Source organism: Luteimicrobium sp. NPDC057192 (assembly GCF_042670205.1).
Taxonomy (GTDB): domain Bacteria; phylum Actinomycetota; class Actinomycetes; order Actinomycetales; family Cellulomonadaceae; genus Luteimicrobium.
Map to the genome: position 1 here is coordinate 174,025 of NZ_JBHUWD010000002.1, position 19,555 is coordinate 193,579.

Consider the following 19,555-nt stretch of genomic DNA (forward strand, 5'->3'; position numbering starts at 1 on the left):
GAGCCAGCCGGCGCGACGGAGAGGTGGGGGATGACGGAGACGACGGGGGCCAGCCCCGTGGCGGGGCCCCGCGAGGCGATCGTGACGGATCCGCAGGGCGTCGCCGTCCACGTCTACGTGTGGGACCACGAGGAGCCCCGCGCCGTCGTCCACGTCTCGCACGGGGTCGGGGAGCACGCCGGGCGCTACGCGCACGTAGCGCGCGCGCTGCACGCCGCGGGCTACGCCGTCGTCGCCGACGACCACCGGGGCCACGGCGCGACGGGCACCGGGCACCTCGGGCTCGGCGAGCTCGGGAAGGGCGCGCACCACGCGGTGTTCGACGCGGTCGAGGCCGTCGCGCGGCAGGCGCGGACGTGGTTCGCGCCGGCGCCGTTCGTGATGCTGGGGCACTCCTGGGGCTCCCTGGTCGCGCAGAAGCTGCTCGCGCGCGACCCCGGGCTGTTCGACGGGCTCGTGCTCTCGGGGACGTCGTACGCCGTGCCGGGCGTCATCAACGCCGGCGACCTCGGCAAGCGGTTCCGGGCCGAGGGCGGCACGGGCTTCGAGTGGCTGAGCCGCGATCCCGCGGTGGCCGCCGCGTTCGCCGCGGACCCGCTCACCTTCGACGTGAACGTCCGCAGCCCGTACACGTGGTGGCAGGCGCTGCAGCTCCTGGGCCGACCGCCGCGCCGCCTGGGCCGCGACCTCCCGGTGCTGATCCAGGGAGGCGCGGAGGACTCGCTCGGCGGGACCCGTGGCATGACGATGCTCGCCGAGGCGTACCGGCGACGCAGCGGGCTGACTGACGTGTCGCTCATGATCTACCCGGGGGCCCGGCACGAGATCTACAACGAGACCAACAAGGACGAGGTCCTGGCCGACCTCGTCGGCTGGCTCGACGCGCGGTTCGGGCGACGGCCGTGACGTTCCGGGTCGCGACGGAGTCGGGCGTCGTCGTCGGGGAGACCGACGGCGGAGCACGGGTCTGGCGCGGCCTGCCGTACGCGTCGCCGCCGGTCGGGGACGGACGGTGGCGACGCCCCCTGCCCGTCCGGCCGTGGGCCGGCACGCGTGACGCGACGCGCTTCGGCGACGCCTGCGCGCAGCACCGGCTCCGCGCGGGCGGCGGCGTCCCGCCGGCGTGGCCCCGGACCGAGGACTGCCTGACGCTCAACGTATGGGCCCCGCCGTCGGACGCCGACGACCTGCGGCCCGTGCTCGTGTGGGTGCACGGCGGCGCGTTCGTCGCGGGCTCGGGGATGCTGGCCGACTTCAACGGCTCCCGACTCGCGGCCGAGGGGGACGTCGTCGTCGTGACCCTCAACTACCGGCTCGGTGCGCTCGGCTTCCTCGACCTGTCCTCGTTCGCGACGCCGGACGTGCCGTTCGACGCGAACGTCGGGCTCTGGGACGTCGTGGCGGCGCTGCGCTGGCTCCGGGAGAACGTCGCGGCGTTCGGCGGCGACCCGGGGCGCGTGACGCTCGCCGGGGAGTCGGCCGGCGCGAGCCTCGTGACCGCCCTCCTCGCCGCTCCCGCGGCGCGCGGGCTCTTCCACCGTGCGGTCGCGCTGAGCCCGGCGCCCGCGGCGGCCTACTCGGCCGACCGGATGGCGTCGTACGCGCGCAGGTTCCTGCGCATCGTCGGCGCCGACCCCGACGACCCGGCGTCCTGGCGGCAGATCCCCGCCGACGACCTCGTGCGCGCGGGCACCCGGCTGCTCGACGAGGTCGACGCGCGGTACACCGGGACCATCGCGTTCGCGCCGAGCGTCGACGGGGCGCTGCTGCCCGAGTCGCCCGTCGACGCAGCGCTGGGCGGACGCACCTCGCCGGTGCCGCTGCTCACGGGCACGATGCGGAACGAGGCGCTGCTGTTCCTGCGCGCCCGGCCGCACATCCTTCCCGTCGCCGAGCCGCGCGTGGACCGCGTCTTCGAGCTGCTCGCGGAGCAGCGGGCGGCGGAGGCGGGCGACCGCACGCCGGACGAGCACGCCGAGGACGACGACGGGGCGCTCCAGGACGGCGTGCTCGCCGCCTACCCCGGCTACCCGGAGCGCGACGCGCTGCTCGACTTCGCGGGCGACTCGACCTTCCGCATCCCGACGATCCGGTTCGCGGAGGGCCACGCGCAGGTCGCGCCGGTGTGGATGTACCGGTGCGACTTCGCGACGCCGGCCGAGCGCATGGCCCGGCTAGACGCGACGCACGGCACCGAGATCCCGCTCGTGTTCGGCACGCTCGACGCGCCCGTCGGCCGCCTCATCGTCCTGCTGGGCGGGCGGTCGGCCGCGCAGCGCCTGGGCGCGCGCATCCGGACCCACCTGGTGAGCCTGGCCCGCGAGGGCACGCCCGGCTTCGGCTGGCCGCGGTACGCGCCGCCCGACCGGACGACCCTCGTCCTCGACCGCGACGTACGGATCGCCCGGGATCCCGGCGGCCCCGCGCGCGAAGCCTGGGACGGGGTCGACTTCCTCCGCTGAGCGGCGGCCGTGGCCCGGATCACGGTGGACGCGTGCGGGCTCGTCCGGCGCGGCGTGGCAAGATCGCTCCGTGCCCATCGGACAGCCCACCGGACCTGGTCCCGAGCTCGCGCTCGCGCCCGACGTCGCCTCGCGCCTCAAGCGCGACGAGGCCGGTCTCGTCGCCGCGATCGTCCAGCAGCACGACACCGGCGAGGTGCTCATGCTCGGCTGGATGGACGACGAGGCGCTGCACCGCACGCTCACGAGCGGGCGCGTGACGTTCTGGAGCCGGTCGCGGCGCGAGTACTGGCGCAAGGGCGACACGTCGGGCCACGCGCAGTACGTGAAGTCGGTCGCGATCGACTGCGACGGCGACGCGCTCCTGGTCCGCGTGGACCAGGTCGGTGCGGCGTGCCACACCGGCGCGCGCACGTGCTTCGAGGCCGGTGGCGAGCTCGCGGCCGTGGTCGGCGAGCGCCCCGAGGGTGCCCGATGAGCGCGGCGGCGGACGCGCCCGTGGTCGCCGACGTGCCGCCGGTCTCCGTGGCGTGGGGCGAGACGTGGCCGACGACCGAGGGCTTCCGCGGGCTCGCGGCGGACCGCCGGGTCGTGCCCGTGGTCCGCAAGCTCCTCGCCGACGACGTCACTCCGGTGGGCCTGTACCGCACGCTCGCGCAGTCGCGCCCGGGCACGTTCGTGCTCGAGTCGGCGGAGGTCGACGGGTCGTGGGCGCGCTACTCGTTCGTGGGCGTGCGCTCGCGCGCGACGCTCACGGTGGCGGACGGCCGCGCGACGTGGACGGGCGACGTGCCCGTCGGCGTCCCGGTGGACGGTGACGTCCTCGAGGTCCTCGACGCGACCCTCGAGGCCCTGCGCACCCCCGCGATCCCCGGGCTGCCCCCGTTCACGGGCGGGCTCGCGGGCTCGCTCGGCTGGGACGTCGTCCGGCACTGGGAGCCCACGCTTCCCGCGCTCGCGCCGGACGAGCTGAACGTCCCCGAGCTCACGCTGCTCCTCGCGAGCGACCTGGCGGTCGTCGACCACGTCGAGGGCTCGGTGTGGCTCGTCGCGAACGCGATCAACTTCGACGACACGGACGAGCGCGTCGACTGGGCGTACACGGACGCGGTCGCCCGGCTCGACGCGATGCAGGAGCGCCTCGGCCACCCCGACGCGGGCGCGGGGCCGCTCGTGCTCGCCGACGTGCCCGAGCCCGAGCTGCGGTTCCGCTCGACGCGCGAGGAGTTCGAGTCGTCGGTCCTGGCCGGCAAGGAGGCGATCCGCGAGGGCGAGGTGTTCCAGGTCGTCCTGTCGCAGCGCCTCGACCTCGACTGCCCGGCGCAGCCCCTCGAGGTGTACCGCGCGCTGCGCACCATCAACCCGAGCCCGTACATGTACTACTTCGAGCTCACGGACGCGGACGGCGCGCGGTTCGCGGTGGTCGGGTCGAGCCCCGAGACGCTCGTCAAGGTCACCGACGGCAAGGTGCTCACGTACCCGATCGCCGGGTCGCGGCCGCGCGGCGCGACGCCGGAGGAGGACCTGGCGCTCGGCGAGGAGCTCCTCGAGGACCCGAAGGAGCTCGCCGAGCACATCATGCTCGTCGACCTGTCGCGCAACGACCTCGTCAAGGTGTGCGAGCCGACGTCCGTCGAGGTCGTGGAGTTCATGGCGACCAAGCGGTTCAGCCACATCATGCACCTGTGCTCGACGGTCACCGGGCGCCTGCGCGCGGGCGCGACAGCGCTCCAGACGCTCGTCGCGACGTTTCCCGCGGGCACGCTCTCCGGGGCCCCGAAGCCGCGCGCGATCGCCCTCATCGACGAGCTCGAGCCCGCGCGCCGCGGCATCTACGGCGGCACCGTCGGATACTTCGACTTCGCGGGCAACATGGACATGGCCATCGCGATCCGGACGGCGCTGATCCGCGACGGCGTCGCGAGCGTCCAGGCCGGCGGCGGCATCGTCGCGGACTCGGTCCCCGCGCTCGAGTACGCGGAGTCGCGCAACAAGGCCGCGGCGGCGGTGCGCGCCGTCCAGGTCGCGGCGCGGCTGCGCCCGGCAGGGGAGCGGGCATGACGATCTCCCGCCGCTCGGCCGTCCTGCTGCTGCTCGTGCTCGGCGGCGTCGCGCTGCTCACGGCGATCCCCACGTGGCTCACGACCGCCGGCTCGACGGTGCTCGAGCCGCTCGTCGTCGTGCAGGTCGCCGGCACCAAGGCCGCGCCGGGGGTCGGCGCCGGCGCGCTCGTCGTCGCAGCCGCGGCGCTCGCGCTCGGGATCATCGGCCGGATCGGCCGCTACGTCGTCCTCCTGGTCGCCGCGCTGGCGGGCGCCGTCGTCGCCTTCTCCGCGCTCGGCGTCGTGCGCGACCCCACACCCGTCGCGACGCGCGAGGCCGCGGACGCGACGGGCGTCACCGAGCTCACGGAGGGCGTCCACGTGGCGTTCTGGCCGTACGCGACGACCGTCGTCGGGGCGCTCGTGGTCGTCCTCGCGATCCTCGTGGCCGTCCGGTCGGGGGCGTGGCGCACGTCGACCAGGCACGAGCGGGTCGCCGCGGGCGCACCCGCGTCGCCGGACGGCGCAGCGGCGACCGCGCCGGAGGCCCCGGCCGCCACGGAGCACCCCGTGGCCGACGACGGCTCGGGCTTCGTGGACGAGCACGCGGCCTGGGACTCCCTCACCCGCGGCGAGGACCCGACCGACGACGGCGCCTCGGGGCGCTGAGCCCCCCGCCTCCGTGTCCACGACGTCCGGCGCGCCTGCGCGTACTACCCTGCTGTCATCACCCCGGAAAGGCACCCACATGGCTGAGAACACCCCCGCGACGGCGTCCGCACCCGCGAGCAACTACCTGCCGCCGGCGTCCCCGCCCGCCAACGAGGGCAACACGCGTGCGGCCTGGACCGCGATGATCATCGTCATGGTCGGCGCGGTGCTGGCGGGCGTGGGCTTCGTGATCCCGTCGGTCCCCGTGGTGATCGGCGCGGCGGTCGTCATCGCCGCCGGCCTGGTCGTCGGCGCGGTGCTGCGGAAGGCCGGTCACGGTCAGCCCGTCGGCTGAGCCCGCCTCCGCCACGGGTGCCGGGCCGGCGGCCCGCGCCCCCGGGGCGGACCCGTCCGAGCCCTCAGGTGCCCTGCGGCGCCTGAGGGCTCCTCTCGTCGTGGCGGGTGCGGTGGGTGCGGCGACGGCGTGGGTGGGGCTGGTCGACCCGAACCACCCGGGCCGCTACCCGGTCTGTCCGCTCTACACCCTGACGGGCCTGTACTGCCCGCTGTGCGGCGGGCTCCGGTCGACGCACGGCCTCGCCCACCTCGACCTGGCGGCCGCGTGGTCGCAGAACCCGGTCTGGACGGTCCTGGCGCCGCTGCTCGTCCTCGGCTGGGCCGACTGGGCGTGGCGCCGGTGGCGCGGGCGCCCGGCACGGCGGGTCCCCCGGGGCGTCGTCGTGGCGTTCGTCGTCGTCCTCGTGCTGTTCGCGGTCGCCCGCAACGTCCCCGCCTGGGGGCCCTGGCTGGCGCCCTGACCGTCTCGCACCGTGACGCCGTGGCTCGGGCGGCCTCGTGACGGCCCTACGATGGCCAGTACCGCACCGGTCGTGTCACGAGGGACCGGGCGCGCCGACGAGGGGAGTGGGACGGTGGCCACGGTTCTGGACGACATCATCGCGGGCGTACGGGTGGATCTCGCCGCACGCGAGGAGGCGACGCCTCTGGCCGAGCTCAAGGAGCGTGCCGCCCGCGTGCCGAGCGCGCTGGAGTGCGTGGGCCGCCTCAAGCTCGAGGACGCGGTCGCCGTGATCGCGGAGGTCAAGCGCTCGAGCCCCTCGAAGGGCGCCCTGGCGAACATCGCCGACCCGGCCGCGCTCGCGCTCGAGTACGAGCACGGCGGGGCCGCCGTGATCTCGGTGCTCACCGAGCAGCGCCGGTTCCACGGCTCGCTCGCCGACCTGGACGCGGTGCGCGCGAAGGTCGACGTGCCGGTGCTCCGCAAGGACTTCGTCGTGACGCCCTACCAGGTCTGGGAGGCGCGCGCCCACGGCGCGGACCTGGTCCTGCTCATCGTCGCGGCCCTCGAGCAGACGGTCCTCGAGTCGCTCGTCGAGCGGGTGCACTCGCTAGGCATGACGGCGCTCGTCGAGGTCCACTCCGCGGAGGAGGTCTCGCGCGCCGTGGACGCCGGCGCACGCGTGATCGGCGTGAACGCGCGCGACCTCAAGACCCTCGAGGTCGACCGCGCGACCTTCGCGCGCGTCGCGCCGTCGATCCCCGACGACGTCGTGCGCATCGCCGAGTCGGGCGTGCGGGGCCCCCACGACGTCGTCGACTACGCCCGCTCGGGCGCGGACGCGGTCCTCGTGGGCGAGGCGCTCGTCACCGACGACGCCCCCCGCGACTCGGTCGCGGACCTCGTCGCGGCGGGCGCGCACCCTTCGCTGCGCGCCGTCCGCCACTGACCACCTGATCACCAGTCCCCGCGAGCCGTTGGAGGTCTCCCTCGTGCCGGAGCTGTCGCACGTGCCGGGCGAACCGCTGCACAACCCGCTGCTGGCCACCCAGCCGGGCCCGTACTTCGGCGTCTTCGGAGGCCGCTACGTCCCCGAGGCGCTGATCGCCGCGCTCGACGAGCTCGACGCGGAATACCGCAAGGCCGTCGAGGACCCGGAGTTCGTCGCCGAGCTGCGGCGCCTGCTGCGCGACTACGTGGGGCGGCCGAGCCCGCTCACGGAGGCGCCGCGCTTCGCGGCGCACGCAGGCGGCGAGGCGGGCGTCCGGGTCTTCCTCAAGCGCGAGGACCTCAACCACACGGGCTCGCACAAGATCAACAACGTGCTCGGCCAGGCGCTCCTCGTCAAGCGCATGGGCAAGACGCGAGTGATCGCCGAGACGGGCGCGGGCCAGCACGGTGTCGCCACCGCGACGGCCGCGGCCCTGATGGACCTCGAGTGCACGGTCTACATGGGCGAGGAGGACACCGAGCGCCAGGCTCTCAACGTGGCCCGCATGCGGCTGCTGGGCGCCGAGGTGATCCCGGTGACGCTCGGGACGCGCACCCTCAAGGACGCGATCAACGAGGCGCTGCGCGACTGGGTGACGAACGTCGAGACGACGCACTACCTGCTCGGCACCGTCACGGGCCCGCACCCGTTCCCCGAGATGGTCCGCGAGTTCCACAAGGTCATCGGCGAGGAGGCGCGCGAGCAGATCCTCGGGCGAACCGGGGCGCTGCCCGACGTCGTGGCGGCGTGCGTCGGCGGCGGGTCCAACGCGATGGGCATCTTCAACGCGTTCCTCGACGACCCGTCGGTGCAGCTCTACGGCTTCGAGGCCGGCGGCGAGGGCATCGAGTCGGGCCGCCACGCGGCGCGCTTCTCCGGGGGACACCCGGGCGTCCTGCACGGCGCCCGCACCTACGTCCTGCAGGACGAGGACGGCCAGACCCGCCCCAGCCACTCGGTCTCCGCGGGACTGGACTACCCGAGCGTCGGCCCCGCGCACGCGTGGCTGCACGACCTGGGCCGCGCCACCTACGAGCCCGTGACCGACGACGAGGCGATGGACGCGTTCGCGCTCCTGTGCCGCACCGAGGGCATCATCCCGGCGATCGAGTCGGCCCACGCCCTCGCGGGCGCGCTGCGCGTCGGGCGAGCCGCTGCCGAGCGCGGGGAGAGCCCGACCATCCTCGTCAACCTGTCCGGCCGCGGCGACAAGGACGTGGCGACCGCCGCCCGCTGGTTCGGGCTGCTGGGCGGCGACGCGGACGACGTGAGCGAGGGAGACCAGTGACCAGTCCCGCCGTGCCGACCACGGACCCCGCCGACCGGTCCGCGTCGCCCGCCTCGTCGCGGACGGCCGACCTCCTGCGCCGCCTGCGCGGCGAGGGACGCCCCGCGCTCGTCGCCTACCTCCCGACGGGCTTCCCGACGGTCGACCAGTCGGTCGAGGCGGTCCGGACGCTCGTCGAGCACGGCGCGGACGTCGTCGAGATCGGCATCCCCTACACCGACCCGGTCATGGACGGGACGACCGTGCAGCGCGCGGTCGAGCAGGCCCTCGAGGCGGGCACCCGCGTGCGGGACGCGTTCCGGCTCGTGCGGGCCGTCGCCGACGCGGGCGCCGTGCCGCTCGTCATGACGTACTGGAACCCCGTCCTCGCCTACGGCGTCGACGCGTTCGCGCGCGACCTCGCCGAGGCCGGCGGCGCCGGTCTCATCACGCCCGACCTCATCCCCGACGAGGCCGCCGAGTGGCTCGAGGCGTCGGAGAAGCACGGCCTCGACCGGGTCTTCCTCGTCGCACCGAGCTCGACGCCCGAGCGCCTCCAGCTCACGGCCCGCGCCTCGCGCGGGTTCGTCTACGCGGCGTCCACGATGGGCGTCACGGGGGAGCGGGCGACGGTCGGCGACCGCGCCGAGGAGCTGGTCGAGCGCACGCGCGAGCGCGGCGCGGAGCTCGTCTGCGTCGGCCTCGGCGTCTCCAACGGCGACCAGGCCGCCGAGGTCGGGCGGTTCGCCGACGGCGTGATCGTCGGGTCGGCGTTCGTCCGGCCGCTGCTGGGCGACGCGCCGTGGCCCGAGCGGCTCGCCGCGCTCGGCGCCGTCGTCGACGACCTGGCAGCCGGCGTGCGCCGCGCGCGCGAGGGGGCCTCGGCATGACTGCCGCGGCTCTCCACGGCGCGCTCGTCGCGTCGATCCCGAGCCCGTCGCAGGGCGTGTGGCACCTCGGGTTCGTGCCGATCCGGGCGTACGCGTTCGCGATCCTCGCGGGCATCGTCGTCGCGATCCTCGTCTGCCGCTCCCGCTGGGTCGCGCGCGGCGGCAAGGCCGACGACGTCCTGGAGATCGCCCTGTGGGCCGTCCCGTTCGGCATCGTCGGCGGGCGCCTGTACCACGTGATCACCACGCCCGAGCCTTACTGGGGCAAGGGCGGCAACCCGGTGAAGGCCCTGTACATCTGGGACGGCGGGCTCGGGATCTGGGGTGCGATCGCCCTGGGCGGCGTCGGCGCCTGGATCGGCTGCCGCCGCCTGAACGTGAGCTTCCCGGCCTTCGCCGACGCGCTCGCGCCCGGCCTCCTGTTCGCGCAGGCGATCGGCCGGCTCGGCAACTACTTCAACCAGGAGCTGTTCGGGCGCCCCACCGACCTGCCCTGGGCCCTCGAGATCGACCCGGCGCACCGCCCGCTCGGCTACGAGCAGTACGCGACGTTCCAGCCCACGTTCCTCTACGAGCTCGTCTGGAACGTCGCCGGCGGCCTGTTCCTCATCTGGCTCGACCGCAGGTTCAAGCTGGGTCATGGTCGGGTATTCTGGCTGTACGTGATGATCTACACCACCGGACGTGTGTGGATCGAGGCTCTCCGGATCGACGACGCCGAACACATCCTCGGGCTCCGGTTGAACATCTGGACCTCGATCCTCGTGTGGGTCGGAGCGCTAGTTGCGTTTATCGTTGTCGGGCGCCGCCACCAAGGGCGCGAGAAGACAGTGGAGCTCGCCGCGAAGGAGCCCGAGCACACGGACGCGGCCTGATCCCACCGGATCAGCGCGATCCGTCCCCCTGGGACGCACCGGTCCGACCGGTGACCTCCCCACCCCACGGGCCGACGCCGTCCCGTCCCCCCAGCAGAACGAGGGCACCCGGCGTCCGCGCCGGGTGCGTGTGAGGACCGACCAGATGACGATGCCGCCGAACGCCGGGCAGCCCCGCCCGGGCCGCGCCGCCGCCCCCATGGCGCGTGGGCTCTACGACCCCGCCGCCGAGCACGACGCCTGCGGTGTCGCGTTCGTCGCGACGCTGCGCGGGACGCCCGGACGCGACATCGTCGACGCCGGCCTGACCGCGCTGCTCAACCTCGACCACCGCGGTGCCGTCGGCGCCGAGGAGAACTCGGGCGACGGCGCGGGCATCCTCACCCAGATCCCCGACGCGTTCGTGCGCGACGTCGTCGCCGCCGAGCTCCCGCCGGCCGGCTACTACGCGATCGGCACCGCGTTCCTGCCCGTCGGCGACGAGGACGCGACCGCCCGCCGGTTCGAGGAGATCGCCGCCGAGGAGAAGCTCGACGTTCTCGCGTGGCGCGACGTCCCCGTGACCGCGGACCTGGTCGGCCCGACGGCGCGCGCCTCCATGCCGACGTTCCGCCAGGTCGTGCTTGCCGACCCGTCGCGCGAGCTCGCCGGCGTCGAGCTCGACCGCCGCGCGTACCGCGCCCGCAAGCGCGCGGAGAACGAGCTCGGCCTGTACTTCGCGTCGCTGTCGGCGCGGACCATCACGTACAAGGGCATGCTCACGACGGCGCAGCTCGAGCCGTTCTTCCCGGACCTGTCCGACCCGCGCTACGCGAGCGAGATCGCGCTCGTCCACTCGCGGTTCTCCACGAACACGTTCCCGTCGTGGCCGCTCGCGCAGCCGTTCCGCCAGATCGCCCACAACGGCGAGATCAACACCGTGCGCGGCAACCGCAACTGGATGGCGGCGCGCGAGGGCACGCTCGCGAGCGAGGCGCTCGGCGACCTCGCGCCCCTCATGCCCGTCTGCTCGGAGGGGTCGAGCGACTCCGCCAGCTTCGACGAGGTGCTCGAGCTCCTGCACCTGTCGGGCCGCTCGCTCCCGCACGCGGTCCTGATGATGATCCCCGAGGCGTGGGAGAACAACGCCGACCTCGACCCCGACCTGCGGTCGTTCTACGAGTACCACGCGACCCTCATGGAGCCGTGGGACGGTCCGGCCTGCCTGACGTTCACCGACGGCACCCTGATCGGGGCCGTGCTCGACCGCAACGGCCTGCGTCCGGGCCGGTACTGGGTCACCGAGGACGGCCTCGTGGTGCTCGCGTCCGAGGCGGGCGTCCTCGACCTCGACCCGTCGACGATCGTGCGCAAGGGACGGCTCGAGCCGGGCCGCATGTTCCTCGTCGACACCCGCCAGGGCCGCATCGTCGAGGACGAGGAGGTCAAGGCGCAGCTGTCCGCGCAGCGCCCCTACCAGCAGTGGGTCGCCGAGAACTCGGTCTACCTCGAGGACCTGCCGGAGCGCGAGCACGTCGCCCACAGCCCGGCCTCGGTGCAGCGCCGCCAGCGGACCTTCGGGTACACGCAGGAGGAGCTCAAGGTCATCCTCACGCCGATGGGGGAGACGGGCGCCGAGCCGCTCGGCGCCATGGGCTCCGACACGCCGATCGCGGTGCTGTCGCAGCGCCCGCGCCTGATCTTCGACTACTTCACGCAGATGTTCGCGCAGGTGACCAACCCGCCGCTCGACGCGATCCGCGAGGAGCTCGTCACGTCGATCGCCGGCGCGATCGGCCCCGAGCCGAACCTGCTGACCGACACGCCGCTGCACGCGCGCAAGCTCGTGCTGCCGTTCCCGGTGCTCGACAACGACCAGCTCGCCAAGATCATCCGCGTCGACCGCGACCCGAGCCTCGAGGGGATCTTCCGCGCCGTCACGGTCCGCGGCCTGTACAAGGTCGCCGAGGGCGGCGCCGGGCTCCTCGGCCGCCTGGAGGAGATCTTCGCGGAGGTCGACGAGCACGTGGCGGCGGGCGCGAGCTTCATCGTGCTGTCCGACCGCGACTCGACCCAGGAGCTCGCGCCGATCCCGTCGCTGCTGCTCTCGAGCGCGGTGCACCACCACCTGCTGCGCCGCCACACGCGCACCCAGGTCTCGCTCGTCGTCGAGGCCGGGGACGTGCGCGAGGTGCACCACGTCGCGCTCCTCATCGGCTTCGGTGCGGCCGCGGTCAACCCGTACCTCGCGATGGAGACGGTCGAGGACCTCGCGCGGCGCGGGTACCTGGGCGTCTCGCCCGAGAAGGCCGTCGCGAACCTCATCAAGGCGCTCGGCAAGGGCGTGCTCAAGGTCATGAGCAAGATGGGCATCTCGACGATCTCGTCCTACCGGGGCGCGCAGGTCTTCGAGGCGCTCGGCCTGTCTCACGAGCTCGTGGACGACTACTTCACCGGCACCACGACCCGCCTGGGCGGCGTCGGGCTGGACGTGCTCGCCGCGGAGGTCGCGGCCCGGCACGCCGAGGCGTACCCGGCGTCGGGCAACCACCAGCCGCACCAGAGCCTGGTCTCGGGCGGCGAGTACCAGTGGCGCCGCGACGGCGAGGAGCACCTCTTCGACCCGGAGACGGTCTTCCGGCTCCAGCACGCCACCCGCACGCGCCGGTACGACATCTTCCGCCAGTACACGGGACGCGTGAACGAGCAGTCGCAGCGCCTCATGACGCTGCGCGGCCTGCTCGAGTTCAGCCCGACCCGGCCGGCCGTGCCGATCGACGAGGTCGAGCCGGTCAGCGAGATCGTCAAGCGCTTCAACACGGGCGCGATGTCGTACGGGTCGATCTCGGCCGAGGCGCACGAGACCCTCGCGATCGCGATGAACCGCCTCGGCGGGCGCTCGAACACGGGCGAGGGCGGCGAGGACCCGGAGCGCCTGTACGACCCGGAGCGCCGCTCGCGCGTCAAGCAGATCGCGTCGGGCCGGTTCGGCGTGACCAGCGAGTACCTCACGCACGCCGACGACATCCAGATCAAGCTCGCCCAGGGCGCCAAGCCCGGCGAGGGTGGTCAGCTGCCCGGCCACAAGGTGTACCCGTGGGTCGCGAAGACCCGGCACTCGACGCCCGGCGTCGGGCTGATCTCGCCGCCCCCGCACCACGACATCTACTCGATCGAGGACCTCGCGCAGCTCATCCACGACGCGAAGAACGCGAACCCGTCGGCACGCATCCACGTCAAGCTCGTCTCCGAGTTCGGCGTGGGCACGGTCGCCGCGGGCGTGTCCAAGGCGCACGCGGACGTCGTCCTGATCTCCGGGCACGACGGCGGCACCGGCGCGAGCCCGCTGACCTCGCTCAAGCACGCGGGCACGCCCTGGGAGATCGGCCTCGCCGAGACCCAGCAGACGCTCGTGCTCAACGACCTGCGCGACCGGATCGTCGTCCAGGTCGACGGGCAGATGAAGACCGGGCGCGACGTCGTCGTGGCCGCGCTGCTCGGCGCCGAGGAGTTCGGCTTCGCGACCGCCCCGATGGTCGTGTCCGGCTGCGTCATGATGCGCGTCTGCCACCTCGACACGTGCCCCGTGGGCGTCGCGACCCAGAACCCCGAGCTGCGCTCCCGGTTCACGGGCAAGCCCGAGTTCGTCGTGAACTTCTTCGAGTTCATCGGGGAGGAGGTCCGCGAGCTCCTCGCCGAGCTCGGCTACCGGACCATCGAGGAGGCCGTCGGCGACGTCGCGGCCCTCGACGCGCGCAAGGCGGTCGACCACTGGAAGGCCGCGGGCCTCGACCTCGCGCCCGTCCTCGAGGTGCCCGAGCCCCTGCCGGGCTCGGCGCTGCACCAGGTCAAGACCCAGGACCACGGCCTCGCGAAGGCGCTCGACAACGAGCTCATCGCGCTCGCCGAGCCGGCCCTCGAGCGGCGCGAGCCGGTGCGCGCGGCGCTCCCGGTCCGCAACGTCAACCGCACCGTCGGGACGATGCTCGGCCACGAGGTCACCAAGCGCTACGGCGGCGCGGGGCTGCCCGACGACACGATCGACGTGACCCTCACGGGGTCGGCCGGCCAGTCGTTCGGCGCGTTCCTGCCGCGCGGCGTGACGCTGCGCCTGTTCGGCGACGCGAACGACTACGTCGGCAAGGGGCTGTCCGGCGGGCGCATCGTCGTGCGCCAGGACCGCGCGGCCGTCCTCACCGGCCAGGCGAACGTCGTCGCCGGAAACGTCATCGGCTACGGCGCGACGTCCGGGGAGATCTTCCTGCGGGGCGTCGTCGGCGAGCGGTTCGGCGTCCGCAACTCGGGCGCGACGCTCGTCGTCGAGGGCGTGGGGGACCACGGCTGCGAGTACATGACCGGCGGGACGGTCCTCGTCCTCGGCCGCACCGGGCGCAACTTCGGCGCGGGCATGTCCGGGGGCAGCGCGTACCTGCTCGACCTGCGCGAGCAGGCGATCAACCAGGCGTCCCTCGCGTCGGGCGAGCTCACGCTCTCGTCCCTCGCCGACGACGCCGCGGACATCGCGGAGGACGCCGAGCTCGTCGTCGCGCTGATCCGCCGCCACCACGAGGAGACGGGCTCGCCCGTCGCGGCCGAGCTCCTCGAGGAGCTGGCGACCGACCGCACGGCAGCGCTCGCGCGCTTCACCCGCGTCCTGCCGACCGACTACGCCCGCATGCGCCGCGCGCTCGCCGAGGCCGAGGCCCAGGGCCTCGACCCGGCGGCGCCCGGCGAGTGGGAGCACATCCTGGAGGTGGCTCGTGGCTGACCCGCGAGGATTCCTGAAGGTCCGCGAGCGCGAGCTGCCCGCGAACCGCCCCGTCGAGCTGCGCCTGCAGGACTGGAAGGACGTCCACGAGCACCGGGTGGAGGGCCAGCCCTTCCTCAAGGAGCAGGCCGGCCGCTGCATGGACTGCGGCGTGCCGTTCTGCCACCAGGGCTGCCCGCTCGGCAACCTCATCCCGGAGTGGAACGACCTGGTCTGGCGCGGCCAGTGGAAGGACGCGATCGAGCGCCTCCACGCGACCAACAACTTCCCCGAGTTCACCGGCCGGGTGTGCCCGGCGCCGTGCGAGTCGTCGTGCGTGCTGGGCATCAACCAGCCGGCCGTGACGATCAAGAACGTCGAGGTCTCGATCATCGACGAGGCGTTCGAGCGCGGCTACGTCACCCCCCAGGTGCCGCAGCGGCTCACGGGCTCCACGGTCGCCGTCGTCGGCTCGGGGCCCGCGGGCCTCGCTGCCGCCCAGCAGCTCACGCGCGCCGGCCACACCGTGGCGGTGTACGAGCGGGACGACGCGATCGGCGGCCTGCTGCGCTACGGGATCCCCGACTTCAAGCTCGAGAAGAAGCACGTCGACCGCCGCATCGCGCAGATGGAGGCGGAGGGCACCCGGTTCCGCACGAACCGGGAGATCGGCCGCGACATCACGTGGGACGGGCTGCGCCGACGCTTCGACGCGGTCGTCGTCGCCACGGGCGCGACGGTGCCGCGCGACCTGGCGCTGCCCGGCCGCGAGCTCGACGGGATCCACTTCGCGATGGACTTCCTGCACCCGGCGAACGCCGTGGCCGCGGGCAAGGACGTCGTGGACCAGATCACGGCCGAGGGCAAGCACGTCGTCGTCATCGGCGGCGGCGACACCGGGTCGGACTGCGTCGGGACGGCGCTGCGGCAGGGCGCGGCGTCCGTGACGACCCTCGCGATCGGCAAGAAGCCGCCGGTCGACCGCCCCGCGAGCCAGCCGTGGCCGACCGACCCGATCCTGTTCGAGGTCTCGAGCTCGCACGAGGAGGGCGGCGAGCGCGCGTACCTGGCGTCGACCGTCGAGTTCGTGGGCGACGACGAGGGCCGGGTCCGCGCCCTCAAGGTCGCGACCACGGAGTACCTGGCCGACGGGCGCCGCGTCCCGACCGAGGGCACCGAGCGGGAGATCCCCGCGGACCTCGTCCTCGTGGCCATGGGCTTCACGGGTCCGGAGACCGAGACCCTCGACGCGCAGGGCGGGGTCGCCCTCACCCGGCGCGGCCTCGTGGCCCGCAGCACGACCTACGCGACCAACGTGCCCGGCGTGTTCGTCGCCGGCGACGCGGGCCGCGGCCAGTCGCTCATCGTGTGGGCCATCGCGGAGGGGCGGGCGGCCGCGGCCGCCGTCGACGCGTACCTGCAGGGCGACACCGAGCTTCCCGCACCGGTCGCCGCGACCACGGCGGCCCTGCGGGTCTAGGAGGTCCCGGTCGCCTCGTGGCGACCGGGGCGTACGAACGAAAGCACGGCCACCCGCCGGTCGGCGGGTGGCCGTGCGTCGGGGCGCGGCGCCCACGGACGCCGCGCGGGAGAAGTATCGACAAGTAGGCTGGAGCCATGCGCAGAGCAAAGATCGTTGCCACCATCGGACCCGCGACCGAGACCCCGGAGATGCTCCGCGCGCTCGTCGACGCCGGCCTCGACGTCGCCCGGATCAACCGGAGCCACGGAAGCCAGGAGGCGCACGAGGCCGTCTACCACGGGGTGCGCGAGGCGGCGAAGGCCTCCGGACGCAACGTCGCGGTGCTCGTCGACCTGCAGGGCCCCAAGATCCGTCTCGGCTCCTTCAAGGACGGCGTCAAGCCCTACCTCAACGAGGGCGACACCTTCGTCATCACCACCGACGACGTCGAGGGCACCGCCGAGCGCGTGTCGACGACGTTCAAGGGCCTCACGGGCGACGCGCGCGTCGGTGACCCGCTCCTCATCGACGACGGCAAGGTCCAGGTCCGCGTGACCGCGGTCGAGGGCAACGACGTCGTGACGCGTGTCGAGGTCGCCGGCCAGGTCTCGGACCACAAGGGCATCAACCTGCCGGGCGTCGCGGTCTCCGTGCCCGCGCTCTCGGAGAAGGACCGCGAGGACCTGCGCTGGGCGCTCCGGATGGGCGCCGACCTCATCGCGCTGTCGTTCGTCCGCAACGCGAAGGACTACGACGACGTCCGCGCGATCATGGACGACGAGGGGCGCGTCGTCCCGGTCATCGCCAAGATCGAGAAGCCGCAGGCCATCGAGAACCTCACGGAGATCGTCGACGCGTTCGACGGCATCATGGTCGCCCGCGGCGACCTGGCCGTCGAGGTCCCGCTCGAGCAGGTCCCGATCATGCAGAAGCGCGCCGTGGAGCTCGCGCGCCGCAACGCCAAGCCGGTGATCGTCGCGACCCAGGTCCTCGAGTCGATGACCAACAACCCGCGCCCGACGCGCGCCGAGGCGTCCGACTGCGCCAACGCGGTGCTCGACGGCGCGGACGCGGTCATGCTCTCGGGCGAGACGAGCGTGGGCGAGTACCCGATCGAGACGGTCCGCACCATGGGCCGGATCATCGAGGCGACCGAGGAGCTCGGCCGGGAGCGCATCGCGCCCCTCGGCTCGACCCCCGGCACGCGCGGTGGCGCCATCACGCGCGCGGCCGCCGAGATCGGCGAGACGCTCAGCGTGAAGTACCTCGTGACCTTCACGCAGTCCGGCGACTCGGCGCGCCGCATGTCGCGCCTGCGCTCGCAGATCCCGCTGCTCGCGTTCACCCCGGACGAGCACGTGCGCGCGGTCCTCGCGCTCACGTGGGGCGTCCAGGCGTACCAGGTGCCGCCGGTCGACTCGACCGACGCGATGGTCTCGCAGGTCGACCAGACCCTGCAGGCCAACGGCCTGGCCGAGAAGAACGACCTCGTGGTCGTGGTCTCCGGTGCGCCGATCGGCGTCTCCGGCACCACGAACTCGATCCTCGTGCACAAGATCGGCGACGAGACGGACAACGCCCGCAAGGCGTGACCCTCGCGCTCCGAACGACGACGCCCGGACCCTCGTGGGTCCGGGCGTCGTCGTCTCCGCGCGCGTTCGACGCAGGCGCGGGGGAAGAGGGTGCCCCGGGTGGGATTCGAACCCACACTGGATCGGGTTTGAGCCGAACGCCTCTGCCAGTTGGGCTACCGGGGCATGGCGCCATCGAACCACACGACGCGTGGCGGCGAGGAATCCGTCCGCCGACGGCGGACGTCACACTCCGTCGTCGGACGTGGGGGCGGTGCGCGCACTACGATGTGCAGGTGACCCAGAACGACGCCCCTGACAACGACGCCACCCCGCTCGACCTGCCGCCCCTGGTGGAGACCGAGCCCGCACCCGCCAAGCAGTCCGGCCCGGCCCGACGCGCCGTCGTCGCCGAGGACGAGGCGCTGATCCGCATGGACGTCGTCGAGACGCTCCGCGACGGCGGCTTCGACGTGGTCGGCGAGGCCGGCGACGGCGAGACCGCGGTGCGGCTCGCCGAGGAGCTGCGACCCGACGTCGTCGTGATGGACGTGAAGATGCCCGAGCTCGACGGCATCTCCGCCGCGGAGCGGATCGGCAAGGCGCGCAGCGCGCCCGTGGTGCTCCTGACGGCGTTCTCGCAGCGCGAGCTCGTCGAGCGCGCGCGCGACGCGGGCGCCATGGCGTACGTGGTCAAGCCGTTCACGCCGGCCGACCTGCTGCCTGCGGTCGAGATCGCGATCTCGCGCTACACGCAGATCAGCGCGCTCGAGTCCGAGGTCGCGGACCTCGCCGAGCGGTTCGAGACCCGCAAGCGCGTCGACCGTGCCAAGGGCCTGCTGATGACGAAGATGGGCCTGTCGGAGCCCGAGTCGTTCCGGTGGATCCAGAAGACCTCGATGGACCGTCGTCTCACGATGCGCGAGGTCGCTGACGCGGTCATCGAGCAGGTCGGCGGCGCCTGAGTCCTGTCGTCTCGTCCGGCGGGGGCGCACCCCGGTGCGCCCTCCCTCTTGGACGAGTGTCCAGACAGGACTATGGTGTCGAGCTGTCGCGCGCCGCGGGAGGAACCGCAGCAGGGGGCCGGGCGACGGAGCAGCACCGAGGAGCCCTCGGCTCCTGCCCTGTTCCACCCGACGAAGGAGGTCCCACGTGCGCGTCGCGGTCGAGGTGACGGCAGCCCAGCCCGCCGACCTGGCGGAGCTCGCCGGTGTCTGTGCGCTGGCCCGTGAGGAGTCGTCGGCGGGCGTCCAGCTGTGCGCCCCGGAGCCGGGCAAGATCGCCGAGCAGCTCGGCGTCCTGCTGAGCGTCCCGGGCGGGCACGTGCTGGTGGCGCGGGTCGACGGGCGCGTCGCGGGCTTCGTCCTGGCGCGGACGCTGGGGAGCAACGGCTTCCTCCCCAAGACGGTCCTCTACCTCGAGGGCCTGTACGTGCGCACCGAGGTCCGTCGGCGCGGCGTGGGCCACGCGCTCCTTGCCGCAACGGCCGAGCTGGCTGCCACGGAGGGTGCGAGCGACGTCTACGCGGTGCCGATCCCGGGGTCGCGAGGCGTCCAGCGCTTCCTCGCCCGCATCGGGTTCGCGCCCGCCGCGACCCACCGGTACGTCTCGACGAGCGTCCTGCAGCGCCGCCTCGTCGCGGAGGCCCACGGCCAGCGGCACCGCGGCCGGACCGGGAGCCTCGAGGAGCTCATCGCGCGGCGGCGCAGGAGCCGGGGCGGCGCTCCGACCGGGTCCGTGGACCTGGACGCCGTGCGGGGCCGCCTCACCGACGGTGCGGGCACCGAGCGCCTCGTGGGCTGAGCCCGGTCGCGCGACG

The 19,555-nt window shown here is 73.8% G+C and carries 16 protein-coding genes and 1 tRNA gene; 16 read left to right on the forward strand and 1 reads right to left on the reverse strand.

Annotation, left to right across the window (positions count from 1 at the left end; translation table 11 throughout):
* Positions 1-30 precede the first annotated feature (30 nt).
* The 14 genes from ACFT5B_RS02285 (at position 31) to pyk (ending at position 17,757) form a co-directional block, all read left to right on the forward strand.
* Positions 31-906, forward strand: coding sequence for an alpha/beta hydrolase (locus ACFT5B_RS02285; RefSeq protein WP_386796354.1), 876 nt, complete (start codon positions 31-33; stop codon positions 904-906).
* Positions 903-2,462 (forward strand): carboxylesterase/lipase family protein, encoded by a 1,560-nt coding sequence (locus ACFT5B_RS02290; RefSeq protein WP_386796355.1) that lies wholly within the window; start codon positions 903-905, stop codon positions 2,460-2,462. Before ACFT5B_RS02285 ends, ACFT5B_RS02290 begins: the two co-directional genes overlap by 4 nt.
* A gap of 70 nt (positions 2,463-2,532) precedes the next feature.
* Positions 2,533-2,940, forward strand: a complete 408-nt coding sequence (gene hisI, locus ACFT5B_RS02295; protein ID WP_386796356.1) for a phosphoribosyl-AMP cyclohydrolase — start codon at positions 2,533-2,535, stop codon at positions 2,938-2,940.
* The gene (locus ACFT5B_RS02300) at positions 2,937-4,523 is read left to right on the forward strand and encodes an anthranilate synthase component I (protein ID WP_386796357.1); all 1,587 of its coding nucleotides are present in this window, start codon (positions 2,937-2,939) and stop codon (positions 4,521-4,523) included. The genes hisI and ACFT5B_RS02300 overlap by 4 nt, the downstream gene beginning before the upstream one ends.
* Entirely contained in the window at positions 4,520-5,173 is a 654-nt protein-coding gene (locus ACFT5B_RS02305) for a Trp biosynthesis-associated membrane protein (protein WP_386796358.1), read from the forward strand. Before ACFT5B_RS02300 ends, ACFT5B_RS02305 begins: the two co-directional genes overlap by 4 nt.
* A 79-nt stretch (positions 5,174-5,252) precedes the next feature.
* Complete coding sequence (locus tag ACFT5B_RS02310; RefSeq protein ID WP_386796359.1) at positions 5,253-5,510, forward strand: HGxxPAAW family protein; 258 nt, start codon at positions 5,253-5,255, stop codon at positions 5,508-5,510.
* 100 nt (positions 5,511-5,610) lie between these two features.
* The gene (locus tag ACFT5B_RS02315; protein ID WP_386796360.1) at positions 5,611-5,973 is read left to right on the forward strand and encodes a DUF2752 domain-containing protein; all 363 of its coding nucleotides are present in this window, start codon (positions 5,611-5,613) and stop codon (positions 5,971-5,973) included.
* Positions 5,974-6,087: 114 nt separating this feature from the next.
* Complete coding sequence (trpC, locus tag ACFT5B_RS02320) at positions 6,088-6,903, forward strand: indole-3-glycerol phosphate synthase TrpC (RefSeq protein WP_386796361.1); 816 nt, start codon at positions 6,088-6,090, stop codon at positions 6,901-6,903.
* Positions 6,904-6,955: 52 nt separating this feature from the next.
* On the forward strand, positions 6,956-8,233 hold the full coding sequence (gene trpB, locus ACFT5B_RS02325; protein WP_386796426.1) for a tryptophan synthase subunit beta: 1,278 nt from the start codon (positions 6,956-6,958) through the stop codon (positions 8,231-8,233).
* Positions 8,230-9,102 carry a tryptophan synthase subunit alpha gene (gene trpA, locus ACFT5B_RS02330; protein WP_386796362.1) on the forward strand — a complete coding sequence of 291 codons (873 nt, stop codon included), beginning with the start codon at positions 8,230-8,232 and terminating at the stop codon, positions 9,100-9,102. The genes trpB and trpA overlap by 4 nt, the downstream gene beginning before the upstream one ends.
* Positions 9,099-9,977, forward strand: coding sequence for a prolipoprotein diacylglyceryl transferase (gene lgt / locus ACFT5B_RS02335; protein WP_386796363.1), 879 nt, complete (start codon positions 9,099-9,101; stop codon positions 9,975-9,977). The genes trpA and lgt overlap by 4 nt, the downstream gene beginning before the upstream one ends.
* Before the next feature lie 151 nt (positions 9,978-10,128).
* A complete protein-coding gene (gene gltB, locus ACFT5B_RS02340; protein WP_386796427.1) occupies positions 10,129-14,724 on the forward strand; it encodes a glutamate synthase large subunit in 4,596 nt (1,531 codons plus the stop codon).
* Positions 14,717-16,183, forward strand: a complete 1,467-nt coding sequence (locus tag ACFT5B_RS02345) for a glutamate synthase subunit beta (protein WP_386796364.1) — start codon at positions 14,717-14,719, stop codon at positions 16,181-16,183. Before gltB ends, ACFT5B_RS02345 begins: the two co-directional genes overlap by 8 nt.
* A 137-nt stretch (positions 16,184-16,320) precedes the next feature.
* Positions 16,321-17,757, forward strand: coding sequence for a pyruvate kinase (pyk, locus tag ACFT5B_RS02350; protein ID WP_386796365.1), 1,437 nt, complete (start codon positions 16,321-16,323; stop codon positions 17,755-17,757).
* A 91-nt stretch (positions 17,758-17,848) separates the two neighbouring features.
* Here the strand turns inward: pyk and ACFT5B_RS02355 are convergent.
* Positions 17,849-17,922, reverse strand: a tRNA-Leu gene (locus ACFT5B_RS02355).
* A 110-nt stretch (positions 17,923-18,032) separates the two neighbouring features.
* Between ACFT5B_RS02355 and ACFT5B_RS02360 the strand changes: the two genes are divergently transcribed.
* Together ACFT5B_RS02360 and ACFT5B_RS02365 are read left to right on the forward strand one after the other, a co-directional pair.
* Entirely contained in the window at positions 18,033-18,701 is a 669-nt protein-coding gene (locus ACFT5B_RS02360; RefSeq protein WP_386796366.1) for an ANTAR domain-containing response regulator, read from the forward strand.
* Between the two features lie 187 nt (positions 18,702-18,888).
* Positions 18,889-19,539, forward strand: a complete 651-nt coding sequence (locus tag ACFT5B_RS02365) for a GNAT family N-acetyltransferase (protein WP_386796367.1) — start codon at positions 18,889-18,891, stop codon at positions 19,537-19,539.
* Positions 19,540-19,555 lie beyond the last annotated feature (16 nt).